The organism is Pseudomonas sp. Irchel 3F3 (assembly GCF_900187545.1).
In the GTDB taxonomy this organism is placed as follows: Bacteria; Pseudomonadota; Gammaproteobacteria; order Pseudomonadales; family Pseudomonadaceae; genus Aquipseudomonas; species Aquipseudomonas fortuita.
Genome location: NZ_FYDS01000004.1, coordinates 43794 through 63593 on the forward strand (window position 1 = coordinate 43794; position 19800 = coordinate 63593).

Annotated in this window: 18 protein-coding genes; 3 read left to right on the plus strand and 15 right to left on the minus strand. The window is 63.6% G+C overall.

Translation table 11 applies throughout. The features are described from left to right. Window positions 1–25 precede the first annotated feature (25 nt). Window positions 26–817, plus strand: coding sequence for an OmpA family protein (locus CKW35_RS08960; protein WP_016485176.1), 792 nt, complete (start codon window positions 26–28; stop codon window positions 815–817). Window positions 818–957: 140 nt separating this feature from the next. On the opposite strand, the gene CKW35_RS08965 is transcribed toward CKW35_RS08960, so the two are convergent. From CKW35_RS08965 to CKW35_RS09035, 15 genes are all read right to left on the minus strand, one after another. Further along, window positions 958–1284 (minus strand): hypothetical protein, encoded by a 327-nt coding sequence (locus tag CKW35_RS08965; RefSeq protein WP_016485175.1) that lies wholly within the window; start codon window positions 1282–1284, stop codon window positions 958–960. Further along, window positions 1281–2204 (minus strand): alpha/beta hydrolase, encoded by a 924-nt coding sequence (locus CKW35_RS08970; RefSeq protein WP_060517548.1) that lies wholly within the window; start codon window positions 2202–2204, stop codon window positions 1281–1283. Before CKW35_RS08970 ends, CKW35_RS08965 begins: the two co-directional genes overlap by 4 nt. Next, complete coding sequence (locus CKW35_RS08975; RefSeq protein ID WP_016485173.1) at window positions 2176–3453, minus strand: flavohemoglobin expression-modulating QEGLA motif protein; 1278 nt, start codon at window positions 3451–3453, stop codon at window positions 2176–2178. Before CKW35_RS08975 ends, CKW35_RS08970 begins: the two co-directional genes overlap by 29 nt. A 154-nt stretch (window positions 3454–3607) precedes the next feature. Next, window positions 3608–4156 (minus strand): hypothetical protein, encoded by a 549-nt coding sequence (locus CKW35_RS08980; protein ID WP_016485172.1) that lies wholly within the window; start codon window positions 4154–4156, stop codon window positions 3608–3610. Window positions 4157–4185: 29 nt separating this feature from the next. Next, window positions 4186–4890: a TetR/AcrR family transcriptional regulator gene (locus CKW35_RS08985; RefSeq protein WP_016485171.1), complete on the minus strand. Its 705-nt coding sequence runs from the start codon at window positions 4888–4890 to the stop codon at window positions 4186–4188. A 209-nt stretch (window positions 4891–5099) separates the two neighbouring features. After that, complete coding sequence (lysS, locus tag CKW35_RS08990; protein WP_012270790.1) at window positions 5100–6602, minus strand: lysine--tRNA ligase; 1503 nt, start codon at window positions 6600–6602, stop codon at window positions 5100–5102. A gap of 93 nt (window positions 6603–6695) precedes the next feature. Then, a protein-coding gene (gene prfB / locus CKW35_RS08995) for a peptide chain release factor 2 (RefSeq protein WP_096425666.1) occupies window positions 6696–7791 on the minus strand; the annotation gives its coding sequence in 2 pieces (ribosomal slippage) (window positions 6696–7718 and window positions 7720–7791; 1095 coding nt in all). A gap of 123 nt (window positions 7792–7914) precedes the next feature. Next, on the minus strand, window positions 7915–8919 hold the full coding sequence (gene wspR / locus CKW35_RS09000) for a Wsp signal transduction system regulator diguanylate cyclase WspR (protein WP_016485169.1): 1005 nt from the start codon (window positions 8917–8919) through the stop codon (window positions 7915–7917). Window positions 8920–8970: 51 nt separating this feature from the next. Next, entirely contained in the window at window positions 8971–9984 is a 1014-nt protein-coding gene (gene wspF / locus CKW35_RS09005; protein WP_095115735.1) for a Wsp signal transduction system protein-glutamate methylesterase WspF, read from the minus strand. After that, complete coding sequence (locus CKW35_RS09010) at window positions 9981–12281, minus strand: hybrid sensor histidine kinase/response regulator (RefSeq protein ID WP_016485167.1); 2301 nt, start codon at window positions 12279–12281, stop codon at window positions 9981–9983. Before CKW35_RS09010 ends, wspF begins: the two co-directional genes overlap by 4 nt. Beyond that, a complete protein-coding gene (locus tag CKW35_RS09015; protein WP_016485166.1) occupies window positions 12278–12943 on the minus strand; it encodes a chemotaxis protein CheW in 666 nt (221 codons plus the stop codon). The genes CKW35_RS09010 and CKW35_RS09015 overlap by 4 nt, the downstream gene beginning before the upstream one ends. Continuing rightward, window positions 12940–14214 carry a protein-glutamate O-methyltransferase CheR gene (locus CKW35_RS09020; protein ID WP_070086569.1) on the minus strand — a complete coding sequence of 425 codons (1275 nt, stop codon included), beginning with the start codon at window positions 14212–14214 and terminating at the stop codon, window positions 12940–12942. Before CKW35_RS09020 ends, CKW35_RS09015 begins: the two co-directional genes overlap by 4 nt. Further along, window positions 14211–14717 carry a chemotaxis protein CheW gene (locus CKW35_RS09025; protein ID WP_016485164.1) on the minus strand — a complete coding sequence of 169 codons (507 nt, stop codon included), beginning with the start codon at window positions 14715–14717 and terminating at the stop codon, window positions 14211–14213. The genes CKW35_RS09020 and CKW35_RS09025 overlap by 4 nt, the downstream gene beginning before the upstream one ends. 5 nt (window positions 14718–14722) lie before the next feature. Next, complete coding sequence (locus tag CKW35_RS09030; protein ID WP_016485163.1) at window positions 14723–16345, minus strand: methyl-accepting chemotaxis protein; 1623 nt, start codon at window positions 16343–16345, stop codon at window positions 14723–14725. A 241-nt stretch (window positions 16346–16586) separates the two neighbouring features. Further along, window positions 16587–17270: a tellurite resistance TerB family protein gene (locus CKW35_RS09035; protein WP_060517554.1), complete on the minus strand. Its 684-nt coding sequence runs from the start codon at window positions 17268–17270 to the stop codon at window positions 16587–16589. 216 nt (window positions 17271–17486) lie between these two features. Between CKW35_RS09035 and ydcS the strand changes: the two genes are divergently transcribed. Then, window positions 17487–18638 (plus strand): putative ABC transporter substrate-binding protein YdcS, encoded by a 1152-nt coding sequence (gene ydcS / locus CKW35_RS09040; protein WP_095115737.1) that lies wholly within the window; start codon window positions 17487–17489, stop codon window positions 18636–18638. Window positions 18639–18768: 130 nt separating this feature from the next. Next, window positions 18769–19800 (plus strand): ABC transporter ATP-binding protein, encoded by a 1032-nt coding sequence (locus tag CKW35_RS09045; protein ID WP_095115739.1) that lies wholly within the window; start codon window positions 18769–18771, stop codon window positions 19798–19800.

The window sequence follows — 19800 nt, forward strand, 5'->3', positions numbered from 1 at the left end:
CGCACTCGATCAAAGGATGAACACTATGCGCAAACACGTCATGATTCCCGCCCTGCTGGCCCTCAGCGTCGGTCTTGCTGCCTGCTCGCACGACCCGAATGCCAATCTGGAAGCGGCCCGTACCAACTTCTCCTCGCTGCAGAGCGACCCGCAAGCAAGCAAAGTCGCCGCACTGGAGACCAAAGATGCCCAGGATTGGCTGAACAAAGCCGACAAGGCTTACATGGACCGTGAAGACGAGAAGAAGGTCGACCAACTGGCCTATCTGACCAACCAACGTGTCGAAGTGGCCAAGCAGACCATTGCCCTGCGTACTGCCGAAGGTGAGTTGAAGAACGCCTCGGCCCAGCGCGCCCAGGCCAAGCTGGACGCCCGCGACGCGCAGATCGCCAAGCTTCAGGACAGCCTGAATGCCAAGCAGACCGACCGCGGTACGCTGGTGACCTTCGGCGACGTGCTGTTCGACTTCAACAAGGCCGAACTCAAGAGCAACGCCTACCCGAACATCACCAAACTGGCCCAGTTCCTTCAGGAAAACCCGGAGCGCAAGGTGATCGTAGAGGGCTACACCGACAGCGTCGGCTCGGCCAACTACAACCAGAGCCTGTCCGAGCGCCGTGCCAACAGCGTGCGCATGGCACTGGTACGTGCAGGCGTAGACCCGGCGCGCATCGTCGCCCAGGGCTATGGCAAGGAGTACCCGGTCGCGGACAACGGCAGCAATTCGGGCCGCGCGCAAAACCGTCGGGTGGAGGTGACCATCTCCAACGACAACCAGCCAGTGGCACCGCGCTCGATGAGCCAGGTTCAGCGTTAAGGCTGGCTAGCTGAACAGAAAGCCCCGCGATCGACGCGGGGTTTTTCTTTGTCCGCCGATGGCGTTCTGGCGCCTGCGAGATCGAGCGCCGCCCGCGCGGTGCTCGATCTCGCAGGCGCCCAAAATGCTGCGCCGAACACTCACTTCACCTGCTTCGGGGTTTCCTCGCCCATGCAGCGCACCGCACGCTTGCGGTTGTCCACCAGCACCCCGGTCAGGCCTTTCTGCTCGGTGTCGAACAATACCAGCACGCCATCGACGCACTGGGCCACTTGCGGTGCCGGGTCCAGCGAAACCTTGTAGTCCTCGCCCGGAATCGTCTTGAGCATGGTGAAGTCCTGCAACAACAGGGCATCCTCCGGTTTGGCAAAATGCAGGTAACCGTAGTACCACAAGGCCCCCACCGTCACGATGATGCTGCCGACGCCGGTCAGGATCAGCGGGATGGCGTTGCGTTCTTCACTCATTGCTTGTTGTTCTCGTCAGGGTAATTGGGCACTTCGGCCAGGCGCCGCAGGCCGTTGAAATGGCTGGGGTCATCAAGAAAACGCAGCATCACCTGGCGCCACGTGGGGTCGGCGAAGGTCTGTACGTGGCCACCACGGGTCAATTGCAGCACCCGCGGCGGTGGCGCGTGCTGGTACAGGCGGATGCCGTTGTCCATCGGCACCAGGTTATCGTCAATGCTGTGGAAGAACAGCTTGGGCGGGCTGCTGAGCTGCTCGATCGAACGGATTGCGCTGTCGCCGTCCGGCACCAGCCACGACAGCGGCACCTGTAACGGCCAGGTCATCCACGAGGTGCTGAGGGCAAAACGCCCGACTGAACGGTAACTGGCTGGCACCCCATCAAACACCAGCGCACTGAACCGCTGACGCTGCTCGGGATGGGCCGCCAGGTAGTGAATGGCCATGGCCCCACCTAGGCTTTGCCCCAGCAGCACCAGTGGCTTGCCCTTTACCTCGGGGGCCTGGTCCAGCCAGGCCATGGCAGCGGCAATATCTTCGTACACGTCTGGCAGGCTCGGCGTGCCCTGCGACAAGCCGTACCCGCGGTAATCGATCATCAGCACCTGGTAACCCTGCTCCGGCAGCCAGTAGCTGCCCCCCAGGTGCCCGGGCAGGTTGCCGCCGTTGCCGTGCAAATGCAGCACCGTACCCTTGACCTCGACGCCGGCCTTGGCCGGCAACCACCAGCCATGCAGCCGCAGGCCGTCCGACGTCACAAGGGTGACATCGCGGTAGGCGAGTTTGGCGCGCTCGGGGGTAAACGCCTGACCGCGCTCGGGGTAGAACAGCAAGCTGCTGCAGCCACTCAGCCCCAACAGCAGCAAGCCAAGCGCCAGCAGGCGGCAGCGGTCAGAGAATGTTCGCGTAGTCGGCTTCAATACGGTCCAGGCTCAGGTGGTTGAGGAAGTTGGAGAAGCACATCCAGGCCGACAGCGCGTTAAGGTCGCGGAACTGCTCGGGCAGGTACTTGGGCGGCTCGACCAGGCCCTCCTCCACCAGTTGGCGCAGGGTGCGCATGTCTTCCAGGGTGGTCTTGCCACAGAACAGCAACGGGATCTGTTCGAGCTTGCCTTTTTTCACGGCCAACTGAATGTAGTTGTAAACCATGATGAAGCCCTTGAGGTAGGACAAATCCTTGGTGAATGGCAGGCCATTGGGCACCGAACCGCGGAACACCCGGCTGGCATTGCTGTAGCTCTGCGCGATCTCGAAGCCTTGCTCACGGAAGAAATCGAACACCTGGAGGAAATCGGCGCCCTCCTCGACCATGTGGATGGCGCGGGTGCGGTTGGTGAGCTTGCGCAGACGGCTAGGGTAGGAAGCAAAGGCAATCACCTCCATGAGGATGGCCAGGCCTTCCTGGGTAACCGTCGACGAGGGCGGCCCCTTGGCCAGGAAGGTGCAGATCGGCTGGTTCAGGCCATTGAGCGTGGTGCCGACATGCACCAGCCCTTCGTGTACCTCCAGGGCGCGCACGTCGCGCGCGTTGAACATGGCATCGGCGCGCACCTTGATGTAGTCGGCCCCGGCCGCCGCATCGGCGACGATACCGTCGGACTCGAACACGCGGATGGTTCCCTCGGCCTCGCCGAACACCTTGTTCAGCCGGTGCTGGAGGATCTCCACGGCCTCCTTGGCGGTGAGGTTTTTCGGTTCGTCCTTCAGGTCGCCACGGCCATCGATGTTGTTCAGGTAGTCCGACAGCATCAGGCCGAGGTCGGCCAGGGTCGGGTCACCGGCATGGAAGGCATCGGAGGCAGCACCATACAGCTCCTGGGAGATAAGGCCAAAGTCCTCGGTACCGCGCGCTTCGAGCATACGCACCACCATGCGGTATTCGCGGCACATGCGCTTCATGATCTGCCCGACCGGGTTGAACTGGCCAAGCTGGCGGATGATGTCGCGCTCGATGCCCTGGAACTCGGCCTTGACCGCGCCGGAGTCGAACGACAGCGGGCGCGACTGGTAATAGGCACGGTCGACGGCCGGCGGCTCCTTGCCCTTGCCCTTGAGGAAGCCCTGACGAATGTTGTCGTCCCACTTCACCGCGTCCAGCACCCGGATCGGGGTCTGTGCCGCCACGATGCGGTCAGACAGGGCACGGATGGTTTGCTGGTATTCGTCCACTGGGGACTCCTTATTGCAACAATGAGCCAAGCCTTGTGTTGCCTGTGCTGGCCTCTTCGCGGCTAAAGCCGCTCCCACGGGGACCGCACAGGTCTCAAGCCTGATGCAGTGCCTGTGGGAGCGGCTTTAGCCGCGAAGAGGCCGGCACAGGTCGCTACTTGCCAGTACGCTGGAACCGCGCCACTTCGACGAACAAATCGGAATTGGCCGGGTCGTCCAGGTAGGCCAGCACACGCGCCGACGGGCTGTCGATCAGCACGCCGTCACCGTTGTCTTCCGGCACCTCGGTACTGCGCCCGGTCAGTTCCTTTTTGTCCACCGCCTGCTGCACCTGCTCGACATCCAGGTTGTAGACCACCAGCTCCTTGCCCTCGACGATGTCGAAACCGCCGATCAGGAAGTTGCCCCCCAGGCGCTTGGGCACGCCTGCCGACAGGTACCAGCGGTTACCGTGGCGCGAAACGGTGAACACGTATTCCTCAGGCGCCTTGCCCTTGGCCGTGGCCACCGCCTTGTAGGCACCGCCGCCGCTGCGGCTGATGGTCAGCTTCAACGGCTCGCCCCAGGCGTCCTTGCTGCTCCACTTGCCGAGCAGGGCCTTGGGCGCCGCCTGGTTGCTGGGCAAAGGCTCATGGAAGGTCACCAGACAACCGCCCAGCAGCAGGAATGACAGAGTCAACAACACCACACGCCAGGCTTTCATCAGGTTCTCCTTGAAAAATCGGTCTCGGCTCAGGCCGATGCCAGCACCAGCTGCAGGTATCGGGTAAGCATAGCGAGCATCTGCCCATCGGCTTGCGCGTTCGCATCCTTGAGCAGGCCCTGATATTCCATCTGCTCGATAATCGCCGTCAACATCTGGGCGTCCTGTTCCGGTTGCCGCGATCCCACCACCTGCAACAATTGCCGAGTGCCGTGCAGCAGGATCTGCTCGTGGGCACGTACCAGCTCAGCCAGGCGTGGACACAGCAGCGCTTCCTGGCGAAAGGCCTGTTCGGCCATCAGGAAATCGCGGCGGTTCAGCAGTTGCCGCTGCACATAGTCGGCAGTCATGCGCGCCACTTCGTCAGCCAGCCGCGCCCGTGCCTGCGGGCTGCCGTCGCCCTGGGCCAGCAACTGGCGCAACACCACCTCGGTGTTGGCCCACAGTTTGGCCATGTAGGCGGCACTGCGCTCGACATATTGGGCGAAGGTGTCGGTGAGCAGGTCCTCGATGTCCTTGAAGTAGTAGGTGGTGGCCGACAGCGGCACAGCGGCCTCGGCGGCCACCGCACGGTGGCGCACACCGCGAACCCCATCGCGCACAACGATGCGCATGGCGGCGTCGAGGATCAGCTGGCGGCGCTGTTCGCTGCCTTGGCGGGCAGTCTTGCGACCTTGGTATTGCACGTTTTCGGCGACGGCGGTAGCGATGCCGGCGGCGCCTTGATCAGGCATGGCGGGTGTCACGGGGATACCTCACGGTTCAAGTCATCTGCGGCCTGCGCTGGCCTCATCGCCGGCACGCCAGCCCCCACAGGCCCGCACAATCGTCAGGACCTATGCAGTACCTGTGGGCGCTGGCTTGCCGGCGATAGAGCCAGTACAGCCAACATAAAGCTTCAGGCAAGAAAAAGCCGCCTCGAAAGGCGGCTTGTTCAATTCACTCAGGCCTGTGGACGCATGTGCGGGAACAGGATCACGTCGCGGATCGACGGCGAGTTGGTCAACAGCATCACCAGCCGGTCGATACCGATGCCTTCACCGGCGGTCGGCGGCATGCCGTATTCCAGCGCACGCACGAAGTCGGCATCGTAGTGCATGGCTTCGTCGTCACCGGCGTCCTTCTCGGCCACCTGGGCCAGGAAGCGCTCGGCCTGGTCCTCGGCATCGTTGAGCTCGGAGTAGGCGTTGGCGATTTCGCGGCCACCGATGAACAGCTCGAAGCGGTCGGTGACAGCCGGATTGTCGTCGTTACGACGGGCCAGCGGCGACACTTCGAACGGGTACTCGGTGATGAAGTGCGGCTGCTCCAGCTTGTGCTCGACCAGCTCTTCGAAAATCATCACCTGCAGCTTGCCCAGGCCTTCGTGGCCCAGCACCTTGGCACCGGCCTTCTTGGCGATGTCGCGGGCGCGGTCAACGTCCTGCAGGTCGGCAGCGGTCAGTTCCGGGTTGTACTTGAGGATCGAGTCGAACACCGACAGGCGCACGAACGGCTCGCCGAAGTGGAACACCTTGTCGCCGTACGGCACGTCGGTAGAGCCCAGTACAAGCTGTGCCAGCTCGCGGAACAGTTCCTCGGTGAGGTCCATGTTGTCGCGGTAATCGGCGTAGGCCTGGTAGAACTCGAGCATGGTGAATTCAGGGTTGTGACGCGTCGAAACACCTTCGTTACGGAAGTTGCGGTTGATCTCGAACACCTTTTCAAAGCCACCGACCACCAGGCGCTTGAGGTACAGCTCCGGCGCGATACGCAGGAACATGGCCATGTCCAGGGCGTTGTGGTGGGTTTCGAACGGCTTGGCCGCCGCGCCGCCCGGGATGGTCTGCAGCATTGGCGTTTCAACTTCGAGGAAGTCACGCTCGATGAGGAACTTGCGAATGTGCGAGATCACCTGCGAACGCACACGGAACGTGTGGCGGGTTTCTTCGTTGACCATCAGGTCGACGTAACGCTGGCGGTAGCGCTGCTCGGTGTCGGTCAGGCCATGGTGCTTGTCGGGCAGCGGGCGCAGCGACTTGGTCAGCAGACGCACGTTGGTCATTTCGACGTACAGGTCGCCCTTGCCGGAACGGGCCAGTGTGCCTTCGGCGCTGATGATGTCGCCCAGGTCCCAGGTCTTGACTGCGGCCAGGGTTTCTTCTGGCAGGGTCTTGCGGTTGACGTAGACCTGGATACGACCGGTCATGTCCTGGATCACCATGAACGAGCCACGGTTGAGCATGATACGGCCGGCAACCTTGACCGGGATCGCGGCTGCTTCCAGCTCTTCCTTGGTCTTGTCCGCGTACTGTTTCTGCAGGTCGTTGCAGTAGCTGTCGCGACGGAAGTCGTTGGGGAAGGCGTTGCCTTTGGCGCGCTCGGCGGCAAGTTTTTCCTTGCGCAGGGCGATCAGGGCATTTTCTTCCTGTTGCAGGTCTTGCGATTCGGTCTTGAGGTCGCTCATGTCGTCATTCTTTCCATCAGGTATTCGTTGCCCTATTCGGGCAGGGCACGCGATACCGGCGGGTAGCCAGGTATCGCGGCAGTGGAGTGCGGCTTACAGCCCTTGCTTGAGGCTTGCTTCCAGGTACTGGTCGAGGTCACCGTCCAGCACTTTCTGGCAGTCGCTGCGCTCTACGCCTGTGCGCAGGTCTTTGATGCGCGAGTCATCCAGTACGTAGGAACGGATCTGGTGGCCCCAGCCGATGTCCGACTTGCTGTCTTCCAGCGCCTGCGAAGCAGCATTGCGCTTCTGCATTTCCAGCTCGTACAACTTGGCCCGCAGCATTTTCATGGCGGTGTCTTTGTTGGCGTGCTGGGAGCGTTCGTTCTGACAGGCCACCACGGTGTTGGTCGGCACGTGGGTAATACGTACGGCCGAGTCGGTGGTGTTCACGTGCTGACCACCGGCACCGGAGGAACGGTAGGTGTCGATGCGCAGGTCGGACGGGTTGATCTCGATCTCGACCTTGTCGTCGATTTCGGGCGACACGAATACCGCCGAGAACGAGGTGTGGCGACGGGCACCGGAGTCGAACGGGCTCTTGCGCACCAGGCGGTGCACACCGATTTCGGTACGCAGCCAGCCGAAGGCATACTCGCCCTTGATGTGCACGGTGGCGCCCTTGATGCCGGCGACTTCACCTTCGGAAAGCTCGATGATGGTGGCGTCAAAACCACGCTTGTCGGCCCAGCGCAGGTACATGCGCAGCAGGATGTTGGCCCAGTCCTGCGCCTCGGTACCGCCGGAGCCGGCCTGGATATCCAGGTAGGCGTTGTTCATGTCCATTTCGCCGCTGAACATGCGACGGAACTCAAGCTGCGCCAGGGACTCTTCCAGGCCCTGCAGCTCGGTCTCGACGTCGCTGACAGCGCTTTCGTCCTCTTCCTCGACAGCCATGTCGAGCAGGTCCTTGCAGTCGGACAGGCCATTGGACAGCTTGTCCAGGGTCTCGACGACCTGTGCCAGCATGGCACGCTCGCGGCCCAGGGCCTGGGCGTACTCGGGCTTGTTCCAGACGTTGGGGTCTTCCAGCTCGCGGTTGACTTCGATCAGGCGGTCATGCTTGTGATCGTAGTCAAAGATACCCCCGAATGGACTGGGAACGCTCGGTGAGGTCCTTGATGGTGTTCAGGATCGGTTGGATTTCCATGGGCTGGCTACTCGTGCGAATTCGGTGAAAAGCCTGCGAGTATAACCGAGTCCGCTGCACGACGGCAGACCCGCCGGGCGACCGGAGCGCCGTATTTACCCCATGGCAGCGGCGTACCTGCCGTCAGGCAATGCCAACCTGGTTACGCCCGCTGTTCTTGGCCTGGTACAAGCCTTTGTCCGCCGCCGAGATCAACAGCCGGCAGTGGCTGCCGACGGCCGGGGTCTGGGTGGCCAGGCCAATGCTCACGGTCAGGCGGGCATCGGCAGCCGGAGCGGTGTGCGGGATGCCCAGGGCCAGCACGGTCTGGCGCAGCTTCTCGGCCACCAGGCGTGCCCCGCCGGGCGACGTATTGGGCAGCACCAGCGCAAACTCCTCGCCACCATAGCGGGCCGGCAGGTCGGTCGGCCGCGAGCACGAGCCACGGATCGCCTCGGCTACCTGACGCAAAGCCTCGTCGCCGGCAAGGTGACCGAAGCTGTCGTTGTAGGCCTTGAAATAATCCACATCGATCATCAGCAACGACAGCTGCTGCTGTTCCCGCATGGCGCGGCGCCATTCCAGCTCCAGGTACTCGTCGAAGTGGCGGCGATTGGACAGCCCGGTCAGGCCATCGGAGTTCATCAGCCGCTGCAGCATCAGGTTGGAATCGAGCAGCTGCTGCTGGCTGACGCGCAAGGCGCGGTAGGCCTCGTCGCGTTGCAACAGCGTGAGGTAGGAGCGTGAGTGGTAGCGAATACGCGCGACCAGTTCGATGGTATCCGGCAGCTTGACCAGATAGTCGTTGGCCCCGGCGGCAAACGCCGCGCTCTTCACCAGCGGGTCTTCCTTGGTCGACAGGACGATGATCGGGATGTCCTGAGTGGCCGGGTTGTTGCGGTATTCGCGCACCAGGGTCAGACCGTCAAGACCAGGCATGATCAGGTCCTGGAGGATTACCGTGGGCTTGATGCGCATGGCCTGTAGCACCGCCTGGTGCGGATCGGCACAGAAGTGGAAGTCGATGTTGTCTTCATTGGCCAGCCCCCGCCGCACCGCCTCGCCGATCATGGCCTGGTCGTCGACCAGCAGCACCATCGCCGAGTTCTCGTTGGTGGTGGGAAAACCCTCGATCGGTAATTCATTCATACCTGTTCACCCGATCACTGCCGGCCTGGCGGCGTGATTCATTACATTTCGTCATTTTGCGAAAAAGTCCGTCAAGCGCCCGGCGATGCGTTCAAGCGGGCGAATTTCCACCGCGGCATCAATGGCCGCAGCAGCCTTGGGCATGCCGTACACTGCGCTGCTGGCCTGGTCCTGGGCAATGGTCAGAAAGCCCTGCTGACGCATCAGCTTCAGGCCCTGGGCGCCGTCGCGGCCCATACCGGTGAGCAGCACGCCCACCGCATCGCCATTCCAGTAACGTGCCACGCTTTCGAAGAACACATCGATCGATGGCCGATAGATTTCATTGACAGGCTCGGCAGTGTAGGCCAGTTGGCCATTCTGTAGCAGGCGAATGTGGTGGTTGGTGCCTGCCAGCAACACCTGGCCCGGCTGCGGCGGCTCGCCTTCGCGGGCCAGGCGCACCGGCAGGCCTGCTGCGCTGCTGAGCCATTCGGCCATCCCTGCGGCAAACACCTGGTCCACATGCTGGACCAGCACGATGGCCGCCGGAAACGCTGCCGGCAAACCCTTGAGCAGCACTTCGAGGGCCGCCGGGCCACCCGCAGACGAGCCGATCGCCACCAGCCCGCGACGCTGGGAAGCCTCGCGCACGGGCGCGGCAACCGGCTTTGCGGCAGGGCTGCGTTGCTGGCCGACCAACCAGCCGATATTGAGGATCTTGCGCAGCAGCGGTGCCGCCGCTTCGCGGGCATCGCCAGCGCCCAGCGCCGGGGTATCGACCACGTCGAGGGCACCATGTCCCATGGCCTCGAACACCCTGTGCACATTCTGTTTGCGGTCAACCGTGACGATGACGATGGCGCACGGGGTTTCGGCCATGATTCGCCGGGTGGCCTCCACGCCGTCCATTACCGGCATGATCAGGTCCATCAGGATCAGGTCCGGCAATTGCTCGGCGCAGCGCTGCACCGCCTCGGCGCCGTTGCTGGCCACCCACACCACCTGGTGAGCAGGCTCCAGGGCGACCGCCCGGCGCAGCGCCTCGACGGCCATGGGCATGTCATTGACGATGGCGATCTTCATCCCTGAGCACCTCCGATCAGCTCCACCACAGCATCCAGCAACGCATCGTCGTGGAAACTGGCCTTTGCCAAATAGTAGTCGGCGCCTGCATCCAGGCCACGCCGTCGGTCTTCCTCACGGTCTTTATAGGACACCACCATTACCGGCAGCGACTGCAGGCGCTGGTCGCGGCGAACCAGGGTGACCAGCTCGATGCCGTCCATGCGCGGCATGTCGATATCGGTGATCAGCAGATCGAAGTCCTCGCCGCGCAGGGCGTTCCAGCCGTCCATGCCATCTACCGCCACCGCCACATCGTAGCCGCGGTTGCCCAGCAGCTTGCGCTGCAGCTCGCGCACGGTCAGCGAGTCGTCGACCACCAGGATGCGTTTACGGACCACGCCGCGGGCACCGCTGCTGCCGCGCTCGACGCGTTCAAGGCTGCCGGTGCTGAGCAGTTTTTCCACCGAGCGCAGCAAGTCTTCGACATCGACGATCAGTACCACCGAGCCATCATCGAGCAAAGCGCCAGAGGAAATGTCCTGCACCTTGCCCAGCCGTGGGTCGAGTGGCATCACCACCAGCACCCGCTCGCCCACCAGCCGCTCCACGGCCACGCCATACAGTTGCTCGCGCTCGCGGATCACCACCACGCGCAGGCTGGCTTCGTCGCTTTGCCCGGCCGGGCGGTTGAGCAACTGGCTGGCTGCCACCAGGCCGATATGCCGGCCTTCATGCCAGAAATGCTGGCGCCCTTCGATCTGTACGATCTGCTCGGCGGTCACCTCCAGCGTGCGTTCGATATGGGCCAGCGGGAAGGCGTAGGCTTCACCGCCCACCTCGACAACCAGGCTACGTACCACCGACAAGGTCAGCGGTACCTGAAGGTGGAAGCGGCAGCCCTGCCCCGCCACCTGGGTCAGTTCTATCGAGCCGCGCAGCTCGCGGATCATGTGCTGCACCGCATCCAGCCCCACACCGCGCCCGGACACCTCGGTGACCGTGTCGCGCAGGCTGAAACCAGGCAGGAACAGGAACGTCAGCAGTTCCGCCTCGCTCATGCGCGCCACAGTGTCGGCGGGCGACAGGGCACGCTCGACGATGCTGCTGCGCAGGCGCTCCAGGTCGATACCGGCGCCATCGTCGATCAGCTCCAGGCTGAGCATGCCGGCCTGGTGCGAAGCCCGCAGGCGGATCACGCCTTCGTCGGGCTTGCCCGCCAGCAGGCGCCGCTGGGGCAATTCGATGCCGTGGTCGACGGCATTGCGCAACAGGTGCGTCAGCGGTGCTTCGAGCTTTTCCAGCACATCGCGATCGACCTGGGTTTTCTCCCCTTCCACCACCAACCGCACCGGCTTGCCCAGCGAACGGCCCAGGTCGCGGACCATGCGGCTCTGCCCGGTCAGCACGTCGGCAAACGGCCGCATGCGGCAAGCCAGGGCCGTGTCATACAGCAACTGCGCACGCTGGCTGGCCTGCCAGCCGAACTCGTCCAGGTCGGCCGCCTGCTGCTGCAGGATCTGCTGGGTTTCCGCCAGCAGACGCTGGGTTTGCGCCAGGGCTTCGAGCACCTCGCTGCTCTGGCCACTGTCCTCGAGTTGCAGGCGCAAGCCGTCGAGCGCCTGCATGCCTTGGCCGTGCATGCGTTTGAGGCGTTGCAGGGTGGCCAGGTAAGGCTTGAGCCGCTGGGTTTCCACCAGCGACTTGCTGGACAGGTCGAGCAGACTATTGAGGCGGTCGGCGGTGACACGCAGTACCCGCTCGGCACCTTCGCCTGCGCGCTTGCCAGCCTTGCGCTGCAGAATCGGCTCGGGCTCTGCCTCTGACTCCGGCGGTTCGGCTGGCAATACCGGGGGGGCAGACGGCAAGCTTGCCAACGGCGGCTCTGGGACCACGGGTGCAGCCAGCGGCGGTGCAGGCATCGCAGCGCCCGGGTCGAGCAGGCTGGCCATCTGCGCAAGAAACACCGGCAAGGTCGCCTGCGCCGCGGCATCGCCTGGCGTGGCGATACGCATCAGCAGGTCGGTCCCCTGCAACAGTGTGTCAATGTGCTCGGCGGTCAGCCGCAGCCGACCTTCCTGCGCCGCCACCAGGCAATCTTCCATGACGTGGGCAACGCTGACACCAGCATCCACCCCGACGATGCGCGCGGCCCCCTTGAGCGAGTGAGCGGCACGCATGCACGCCTCAAGCTGGTCGGCCTGGGTGGGGTTGCGTTCCAGTGCCATCAAGCCAGCACTCAGCACCTGGGTCTGCGCCTCGGCCTCCAGGCTGAACAGTTCGAGCAACGATGCGTCGCGCATTTGCTCTGGGGTCATGACAGGCTCCGCTGCACGGCAGACAGTAGGTGTTGATCGTCCAGCACCCGCACGCTGCGGCCGCGCCACTGCAGGACAGCAGCGGTGAAGCGTGAGGCGTCCTGGCCGCTGCCCAGCAGCAATGGGTCGAGCCGGTGGATACCGTCGATTTCCTCGACGGCCATCACTACAGGCCCACCTGCGGCAGCCAGAATCAGCATGCGGGGCATGGCCCGACCGCTCCGTTGCTCGGCGGTGCCGGCCTGCACACCCAGCAAATCAGCCAGCGACAGGCATGGGACCAACGCACCGCGGACATTGGCAACCCCCTGCAGCAGCCGCGAGCGCTGGTGCGGCAGCGAATGCACAGCCTGCAGCGGGGCGATTTCGGCCAGGCTGGCAGTGGCCAGCGCCAGCCATTCTTCGCCCAGTCGAAATAGCAGCATGGAGCGGCCGGTGTTTTCTTCGACCTGTTGTACCGCTGCTGCCTGGTGATCCGGCATCAGCGCATAGCGGTCGAGCAAACGCGTAGCCGCAGCGGCATACACCTCGCAATTGCGGCAATGAACATGCCGCTCCAGCAGCGGGCACTGCTTGTCGCCGTGCACGCCAATACGGTTCCAGCAGTCGTCGATGTGCGCGTCATCCTCGGCGAGCAATTGCAACGCGGATTCAGTGTTCATCGTTCAGGCTCCCGACCAGCCCGCACTGCGCGATCCTGCAGGCGCCGGGCGCCGGCCAGATCGCCCTGGGCCGCCAGCAAGGCGGCCAGGTGCACCAGCGCTTCGGGGTGCTGTGGTTCCAGGTACAGGGCCTTGCGATAGTGGGTCAGCGCCTGCTGCGCATCGCCCTCGGTATCACTGAGCAGCCCCAGCCAGTAGTACACCTGGGCGGACGGCGGATACTGCTTCAGGTAGCGCTGGCATTCTTCACGCGCCTGTTCGCTGGCGCCGGCATTGGCCAGCCGGGCAATGCTGGCCAGCAACTCGCTGGCGGCCTCGGGCTTGTGCTCACGGGCTGGCGCAGGACGGGTCACCGCCGGCAGCACCCGCAGCGGGCGCCGCATCGGCACGCCGGGCGGCGGATAACCTGATGCGGGTAAAGTCGCCAGCGTCCGCCTCGCGGGCTGGGCGGGTGTCGCCGGCAACGGGGTGCTGTTACCTTGCTGGCGCACATAGGCAAACGACTGGGCGATCCCTAGCGGACGCATGCCCAGGCGTGCCAACAAGCTGCCTTCGGCCGGGCCGATGAACAGCACACCCTGTGGATGCAGCAGGCGCTTGAGCACTTCGAACACACGCTGTTGGGTAGGCACGTCGAAATAGATCAACAGATTGCGGCAGAACACGAAGTCATACAGCCCATCGCGGCTGGCCAACGCCGGGTCAAGCACATTGCCCACCTGCAGGCTGACCTGCTGACGTACCCGTTCATGCAGGCGGTGGCCTTCGTCCAGCGCATCGAAATAGCGTTCGCGAAAGCCCAGTTCGCTGCCACGGAAAGCATTGCGGCCATACACAGCCTGCCCGGCCTTGGCTACCGAGTTGGGGCTGATGTCCATGCCATCAATGATGAATGCGCCCGGCGCCATGCCGGCGTCGAGCAAGGCCATGGCCAGCGAATAAGGTTCCTCGCCGGTTGAGCAAGGCAGGCTGAGCAATCGCAGTGGCCGCGCGCCCGCCAGTTGGGCCTGGCGTTTGTGGGCCAGGCTGCCCAGTGCCGTGAAGGATTCGGGATATCGGAAAAACCAGGTTTCCGGGACGATCACCGCTTCGATCAGCGCTTGTTGCTCATCCGTCGACTGCTGCAGACGCAGCCAGTAATCTTCCAGGTCCGCCGCGCCCACGGCAACGCAACGCTGGCGCAGTGCGCGTTCGACCATGGGCGCGCCCACCGACTCCACGTCCAGGCCGATACGCTCACGCAGGAAGCGGAAAAAACGCTGCTCGTTCATGTAAGCATCCCTGTCGGGTCTTGCGTGTACAGCAATTGGTGCACGGCGTCGGTCAGCAGGTCATTGACTTCGATGCGCTGCAGCAGGCCCAGAGCATCCTGGCGCACCGGGCCCAGATATGGCGCTTCGCCCGTGTCCACGCCATAGGGCTGGAACTCGTCGGGTTGGCAACGCAGGGTTTCAGTGGCCTGTTCCAGGATCAGGCCAAGCTGCAGGCTGCCACGGTAGTGCACCAGCACCAGGCGCGTACTGGTGCGTTGCGCCGCAGGTTGGCCAAAACTCAGCGCGGCAAGGTCGATCACCGGGACCAGTTGGCCGCGATGGGCGAGGATGCCCGCGACCCAGGCAGGTGCCTGGGCAATCGGCTTGAGCGGCTGGCGCGGCAGCACCTCGATCACCTCGTGCACGCTCAGGGCAAAGCGCTGCTCCCTGAGGCGAAACTGCAGGTACAACTCACCCTTGACGTTGTGCACGGGTGCGGCGCGCGGTTGCAAGTCGTTCATCGCGGTCAGACTTTGAAACGCGACACGCCGCCACGCAGGCCGGCGGCCACCTGGCTCAGTTCATCAATGGCAAAACTGGCCTGGCGCAGCGACTCGACGGTCTGGGTACTGGCATCGCTGAGCTGGGCCAGCGCCTGGTTGATCTGCTCGGCACCGGTGGCCTGGGCCTGCATGCCTTCGTTGACCATCAGCACGCGCGGCGCCAAGGCCTGCACCTGATGAATGATCTGGCTGAGCTGCTCGCCCACCTGCTGCACTTCGAACATGCCACGGCGTACTTCTTCGGAGAACTTGTCCATGCCCATGACCCCGGCCGATACCGCCGACTGGATTTCACGCACCATCTGCTCGATGTCGTAGGTGGCCACGGCGGTCTGGTCGGCAAGGCGGCGCACTTCGGTGGCCACCACAGCAAAGCCACGGCCGTACTCGCCGGCCTTTTCCGCTTCGATGGCGGCGTTCAGCGACAGCAGGTTGGTCTGGTCGGCAACCTTGACGATGGTTACCACCATCTGAGTGATGTTGCTGGCCTTCTCGTTGAGGATACCGAGCTTGGCGTTGACCAGGTCGGCGGCGCCCATCACCTGATGCATGGTCTCTTCCATGCGCGCCAGCCCCTGCTGGCCGGAGCCGGCCAGGCTGGAAGCCTGATCAGCGGCGGAGGTGACTTCGGTCATGGTCCGCACCAGATCACGTGAAGTGGCCGCAATTTCCCGCGAGGTGGCGCCGATTTCGGTGGTAGTAGCTGCCGTTTCGGTGGCAGTGGCCTGCTGTTGCTTGGACGTGGCGGCAATTTCGGTAACCGACGTGGTCACCTGCACCGACGAACGCTGTGCCTGTGCCACCAGGTTGGCCAGTGCCTCGGCCATTTCGTTGAACCCGCTTTCGATGGCGCCGAACTCGTCCTTGCGGTCCAGGCTCAGGCGCATGCTCAGGTCACCCGAGCGCAACCTGTCGAGCGCATGGACAATGCGCTGCATGGGAGCGGTGATGGCACGCATCAGCAACAGGCCACAAATGGCGGCCGCGACGATGGCCAGCAGCAGCGAAACCACCATGCTGCCTTTGGCCGTGCTCACGGCGCTGACAATCTCGCTGGTGGCGGAGGCGGCAGACGCCCGATTGAATTCGATCACTTCATTAAGGTGCTTGCGCCCTTCCACCCAGGCCGGCGTCAGCACCTCCATGATCAGCCGTTCAGCTTCGGCGTAGTTGTGCTGGCGATATGCATCCAGCACCTGATTGACGATCCTGAGGTAGTTCTCTTCCAGTTGCACGAAGCTCTCGAAGCGGGTCTGGTCGTCCTTGTCCTGGATGGTAGCCTGGTAGCTGGCCATGTGCTGCTTGAGCCGGTCTTCGAAGCTTTTGAACAGCTCCATGTCGGCTGAAGTGATCTCACGGTGGTTGGACAGCCCCACCAGTTGCTGGCTGGTGACGTAGCTGTCGACCCAGGCGCTGCGGATCATCGAGCTGTAATAGACCCCGGGAATGCTGTCGGTCCCCACCGCCTGTTCGGCAGTTTCGATGGCCACCAACCGCGAGTAGGCGGCCACGATCATCAGCAGCATGATGGCGATGATCACGGCGAAACTTGCCAGGATCCGTTGGCGCAAGGTCCAGTTTTTCACATTCAGCCCTCAGGAATTCACAACGAGCGGGAAAAATCGCCGAAGTATAGCCCAGAGGCCTTACAGATTTGCGGGTGAAGTGAGGGCTAAACAGGCATACCTGCTGATGGACATGTCACTGGGGCTGCTGTGCAGCCCTTCGCGGCCACGCCCGCTCCCACAGGTATCAGCGAAATGTCGAAGGTTGTGATAACCCTGTGGGAGCTGGCTTGCCGGCGATGGGCTGCGACGCAGCCCCCAGTTATTGGCCCGCAGCAAGCCGTACCTGGCTTTCCAGCTCCTGACGCAAGCCTGGGTCCAGGCGCAGTTGGCGGGCCAGTTCGTCGAGGTAGGCACGTTCCATGTAGTTTTCCTGGTCGACCATCATCACGCTGGCCAGGTACATCTCGGCGGCCATTTCCGGCGTTTGCGCGGCGCGGGCCACTTCGGCCGGGTCCAGCGGCTTGTTCAGCTCGGCGTGCAGCCAGTGCTGCAGCTCGCGGTCGCTGTCCAGGCGGGTGAACTCGCCCTCGATCAGCGCCCGTTCGCGCTCGTCGATATGGCCATCGGACTTGGCCGCCGCCACCAGCGCCCGCAGCACCGCCTGGCTGTGCTGCTCGACCTGTGCAGGCGGCAGGCGGTCGACGGTTTGCGGCTCGGCTGCGGCCCCGCGCTGATTGGCCTGCCAGTTGCCGTAGGCTTTGTAGGCGAGCACTCCCAGCGCGGCCAGGCCACCATAGGTCAGGGCTTTGCCGCCGTATTTTCGGGCTTTCTTGCTGCCCAGCAACAAGCCCAGAGCGCCGCCACCCAACAGGCCGCCACCGGCACCGGACAACAGCCCGCCAAGCCCACCGCCAGCGCTGCTGGACGTGTTGGCGCCCCCCTGTTTTTCGAGCATCTGCTGGCCGGATTTGAGGAGTTGATCAAGCAAGCCCCGAGTGTTCATTCATGTGTCTCCACGCAAGAAGATTCAACCGCCAGAGTAAGGCTTGCCCGAACGCACGCCATCGCGGATTTGCTTCCGGATGTTGCATTGGCTGGCAAAAAGCCAACTAGACTCGATATCGCCAATACCTCGCGCGATCGCACTACGCTGATAACAATTGCTTCACGGCTTGCTTGATGACTGCCCCGAACAAGATCTCCAAAAAGAGGGAACACCATGTCAGTGCACAAGACCGCATTGCTCGGCGCCATGACCGGTGCCGTGCTGGCCAGCGCCAGCCTGCAGGCTGCCGAACCGCCCAAGGCCCTGGGGCCTGGCGAGGGGCGCCTGGATATCGTCGCCTGGCCCGGCTATATCGAGCGCGGTGAAAGCGACAAGGCCTATGACTGGGTGACCGGCTTCGAGAAGGAAACCGGCTGCAAGGTCAGTGTGAAGACCGCCGCCACCTCGGACGAGATGGTCAGCCTGATGACCAAGGGCGGTTATGACCTGGTCACCGCCTCGGGCGATGCCTCGCTGCGGCTGATCGTGGGCAAGCGCGTGCAGCCGATCAACACCGCCCTGATCCCCAACTGGAAGAACATCGACCCGCGCCTGCAGAACGGTGGCTGGTACGTGGTCGACAAGCAGGTGTACGGCACCCCGTATCAGTGGGGGCCGAACGTGCTGCTTTACAACACCAATACCTTCAAGCAGGCCCCCACCAGCTGGGGTGTGGTGTTCGAGCCGCAGAACCTGCCCGACGGCAAGCCCAACAAGGGCCGCGTGCAGGCCTACGACGGGCCGATCTATATCGCCGACGCGGCGCTGTACCTGAAGTCCACCAAGCCCGAACTGGGCATCAAGGACCCCTACGAGCTGAACGAGGAGCAATACAAGGCCGTGCTGGAACTGCTGCGCCAGCAGCAACCGCTGATCCATCGTTACTGGCATGACGCCACGGTGCAGATGAGTGATGTGAAGAACGAAGGCGTTGTCGCCTCCAGCTCCTGGGGTTACATGGTCAATGGCCTGAAGGGCGAAAACCAGCCGGTGGCCTCGACCATTCCCAAGGAAGGCGCGACCGGCTGGGCCGACACCACCATGCTGCACAGCGAAGCCAAGCACCCCAACTGCGCCTACAAGTGGATGGATTGGTCATTGCAGCCGAAGGTGCAAGGTGATGTGGCGGCCTGGTTCGGCTCGTTGCCGGCGGTGCCGGCGGCATGCACCGGCAGCGAACTGTTGGGGGCCGAAGGTTGCAAGACCAACGGTTTCGACAATTTCGACAAGATTGCCTTCTGGAAGACCCCGCAGGCCCAGGGGGGCAAGTTCGTGCCGTATAGCCGCTGGACCCAGGATTACATTGCGATCATGGGTGGGCGCTGAGGTTGCCTGAATGCCTGTACTGGCCCCTTCGCGGGCAAGCCCGCTCCCACAGGCTGATCACCGCCTGTAGGAGCGGGCTTGCCCGCGAAGAGGCCGGAACAGGAGAAACATCGATGTCCGGAGCCCACGCATGCCCCTAGCCGTCCAGTTCACCCAGGTTTGCCGCACCTTCGGCGAGGTCAAGGCCGTCGACCAGGTCAGCATCGACATCATCGATGGCGAGTTCTTCTCCATGCTCGGCCCTTCAGGTTCGGGCAAGACCACCTGCCTGCGCCTGATCGCCGGCTTCGAGCAACCCACCAGCGGCTCGATCCGCATCCACGGTGTCGAGGCCGCTGGGGTGCCGCCCTACCTGCGCGACGTCAACACTGTGTTCCAGGACTACGCCCTGTTCCCGCACATGAATGTCCTGGACAACATCGCCTACGGCCTGAAGGTAAAAGGCGTGGCCAAGGCCGAACGCCACAACCGCGCCGAAGAAGCATTGGCCATGGTGGCCCTGGCCGGCTATGGCTCGCGCAAGCCAGCGCAGCTGTCTGGCGGCCAGCGCCAGCGCGTGGCCCTGGCCCGCGCCCTGGTCAACCGCCCACGGGTATTGCTGCTGGATGAGCCGCTGGGCGCACTGGACCTTAAGTTGCGCGAACAGATGCAGGGCGAGCTGAAAAAGCTGCAACGCCAGCTGGGCATCACCTTCATCTTTGTCACCCACGACCAGACCGAGGCCCTGTCGATGTCCGACCGGGTCGCGGTGTTCAACCGCGGCCGTATCGAACAGGTCGACACACCGCGCAATCTGTACATGAAGCCCGCCACCCCCTTCGTCGCAGAATTCGTCGGCACGTCCAACGTAGTGCGTGGCGAGCTGGCCATGCAGCTCAACGGCAGCCCGGCGCCCTTCTCCATCCGCCCCGAGCACATCCGCCTGGGCGACCTTGTGGTGACCAGCCACGAAGTGCAGGTAAGCGGCCTGTTGCGCGATATCCAGTACCAGGGCAGCGCCACCCGCTACGAGCTGCAACTGGACAGTGGCCAGCTGTTGGCGGTAAGCCAGGCCAACGACCGCTGGCAAGCACAAGCCCACCCCTGGCAGCCCGGGCAACGGGTGCGGGCACACTGGCCCCGCGAGGCCATGACGGTGCTGCAGGAAAACGAGGCCCACTGA

What these genes read in the sequence shown, in the direction of transcription:
- CKW35_RS08960 (WP_016485176.1), top strand. Translation starts at nt 26, where the DNA reads ATGCGCAAACACGTCATGATTCCCGCCCTGCTGGCCCTCAGCGTCGGT.
- CKW35_RS08965 (WP_016485175.1), bottom strand. Translation starts at nt 1,284, where the DNA reads ATGAGTGAAGAACGCAACGCCATCCCGCTGATCCTGACCGGCGTCGGC.
- CKW35_RS08980 (WP_016485172.1), bottom strand. Translation starts at nt 4,156, where the DNA reads ATGAAAGCCTGGCGTGTGGTGTTGTTGACTCTGTCATTCCTGCTGCTG.
- CKW35_RS08985 (WP_016485171.1), bottom strand. Translation starts at nt 4,890, where the DNA reads ATGCCTGATCAAGGCGCCGCCGGCATCGCTACCGCCGTCGCCGAAAAC.
- lysS (WP_012270790.1), bottom strand. Translation starts at nt 6,602, where the DNA reads ATGAGCGACCTCAAGACCGAATCGCAAGACCTGCAACAGGAAGAAAAT.
- wspR (WP_016485169.1), bottom strand. Translation starts at nt 8,919, where the DNA reads ATGAATGAATTACCGATCGAGGGTTTTCCCACCACCAACGAGAACTCG.
- wspF (WP_095115735.1), bottom strand. Translation starts at nt 9,984, where the DNA reads ATGAAGATCGCCATCGTCAATGACATGCCCATGGCCGTCGAGGCGCTG.
- CKW35_RS09010 (WP_016485167.1), bottom strand. Translation starts at nt 12,281, where the DNA reads ATGACCCCAGAGCAAATGCGCGACGCATCGTTGCTCGAACTGTTCAGC.
- CKW35_RS09015 (WP_016485166.1), bottom strand. Translation starts at nt 12,943, where the DNA reads ATGAACACTGAATCCGCGTTGCAATTGCTCGCCGAGGATGACGCGCAC.
- CKW35_RS09020 (WP_070086569.1), bottom strand. Translation starts at nt 14,214, where the DNA reads ATGAACGAGCAGCGTTTTTTCCGCTTCCTGCGTGAGCGTATCGGCCTG.
- CKW35_RS09025 (WP_016485164.1), bottom strand. Translation starts at nt 14,717, where the DNA reads ATGAACGACTTGCAACCGCGCGCCGCACCCGTGCACAACGTCAAGGGT.
- CKW35_RS09035 (WP_060517554.1), bottom strand. Translation starts at nt 17,270, where the DNA reads ATGAACACTCGGGGCTTGCTTGATCAACTCCTCAAATCCGGCCAGCAG.
- ydcS (WP_095115737.1), top strand. Translation starts at nt 17,487, where the DNA reads ATGTCAGTGCACAAGACCGCATTGCTCGGCGCCATGACCGGTGCCGTG.
- CKW35_RS09045 (WP_095115739.1), top strand. Translation starts at nt 18,769, where the DNA reads ATGCCCCTAGCCGTCCAGTTCACCCAGGTTTGCCGCACCTTCGGCGAG.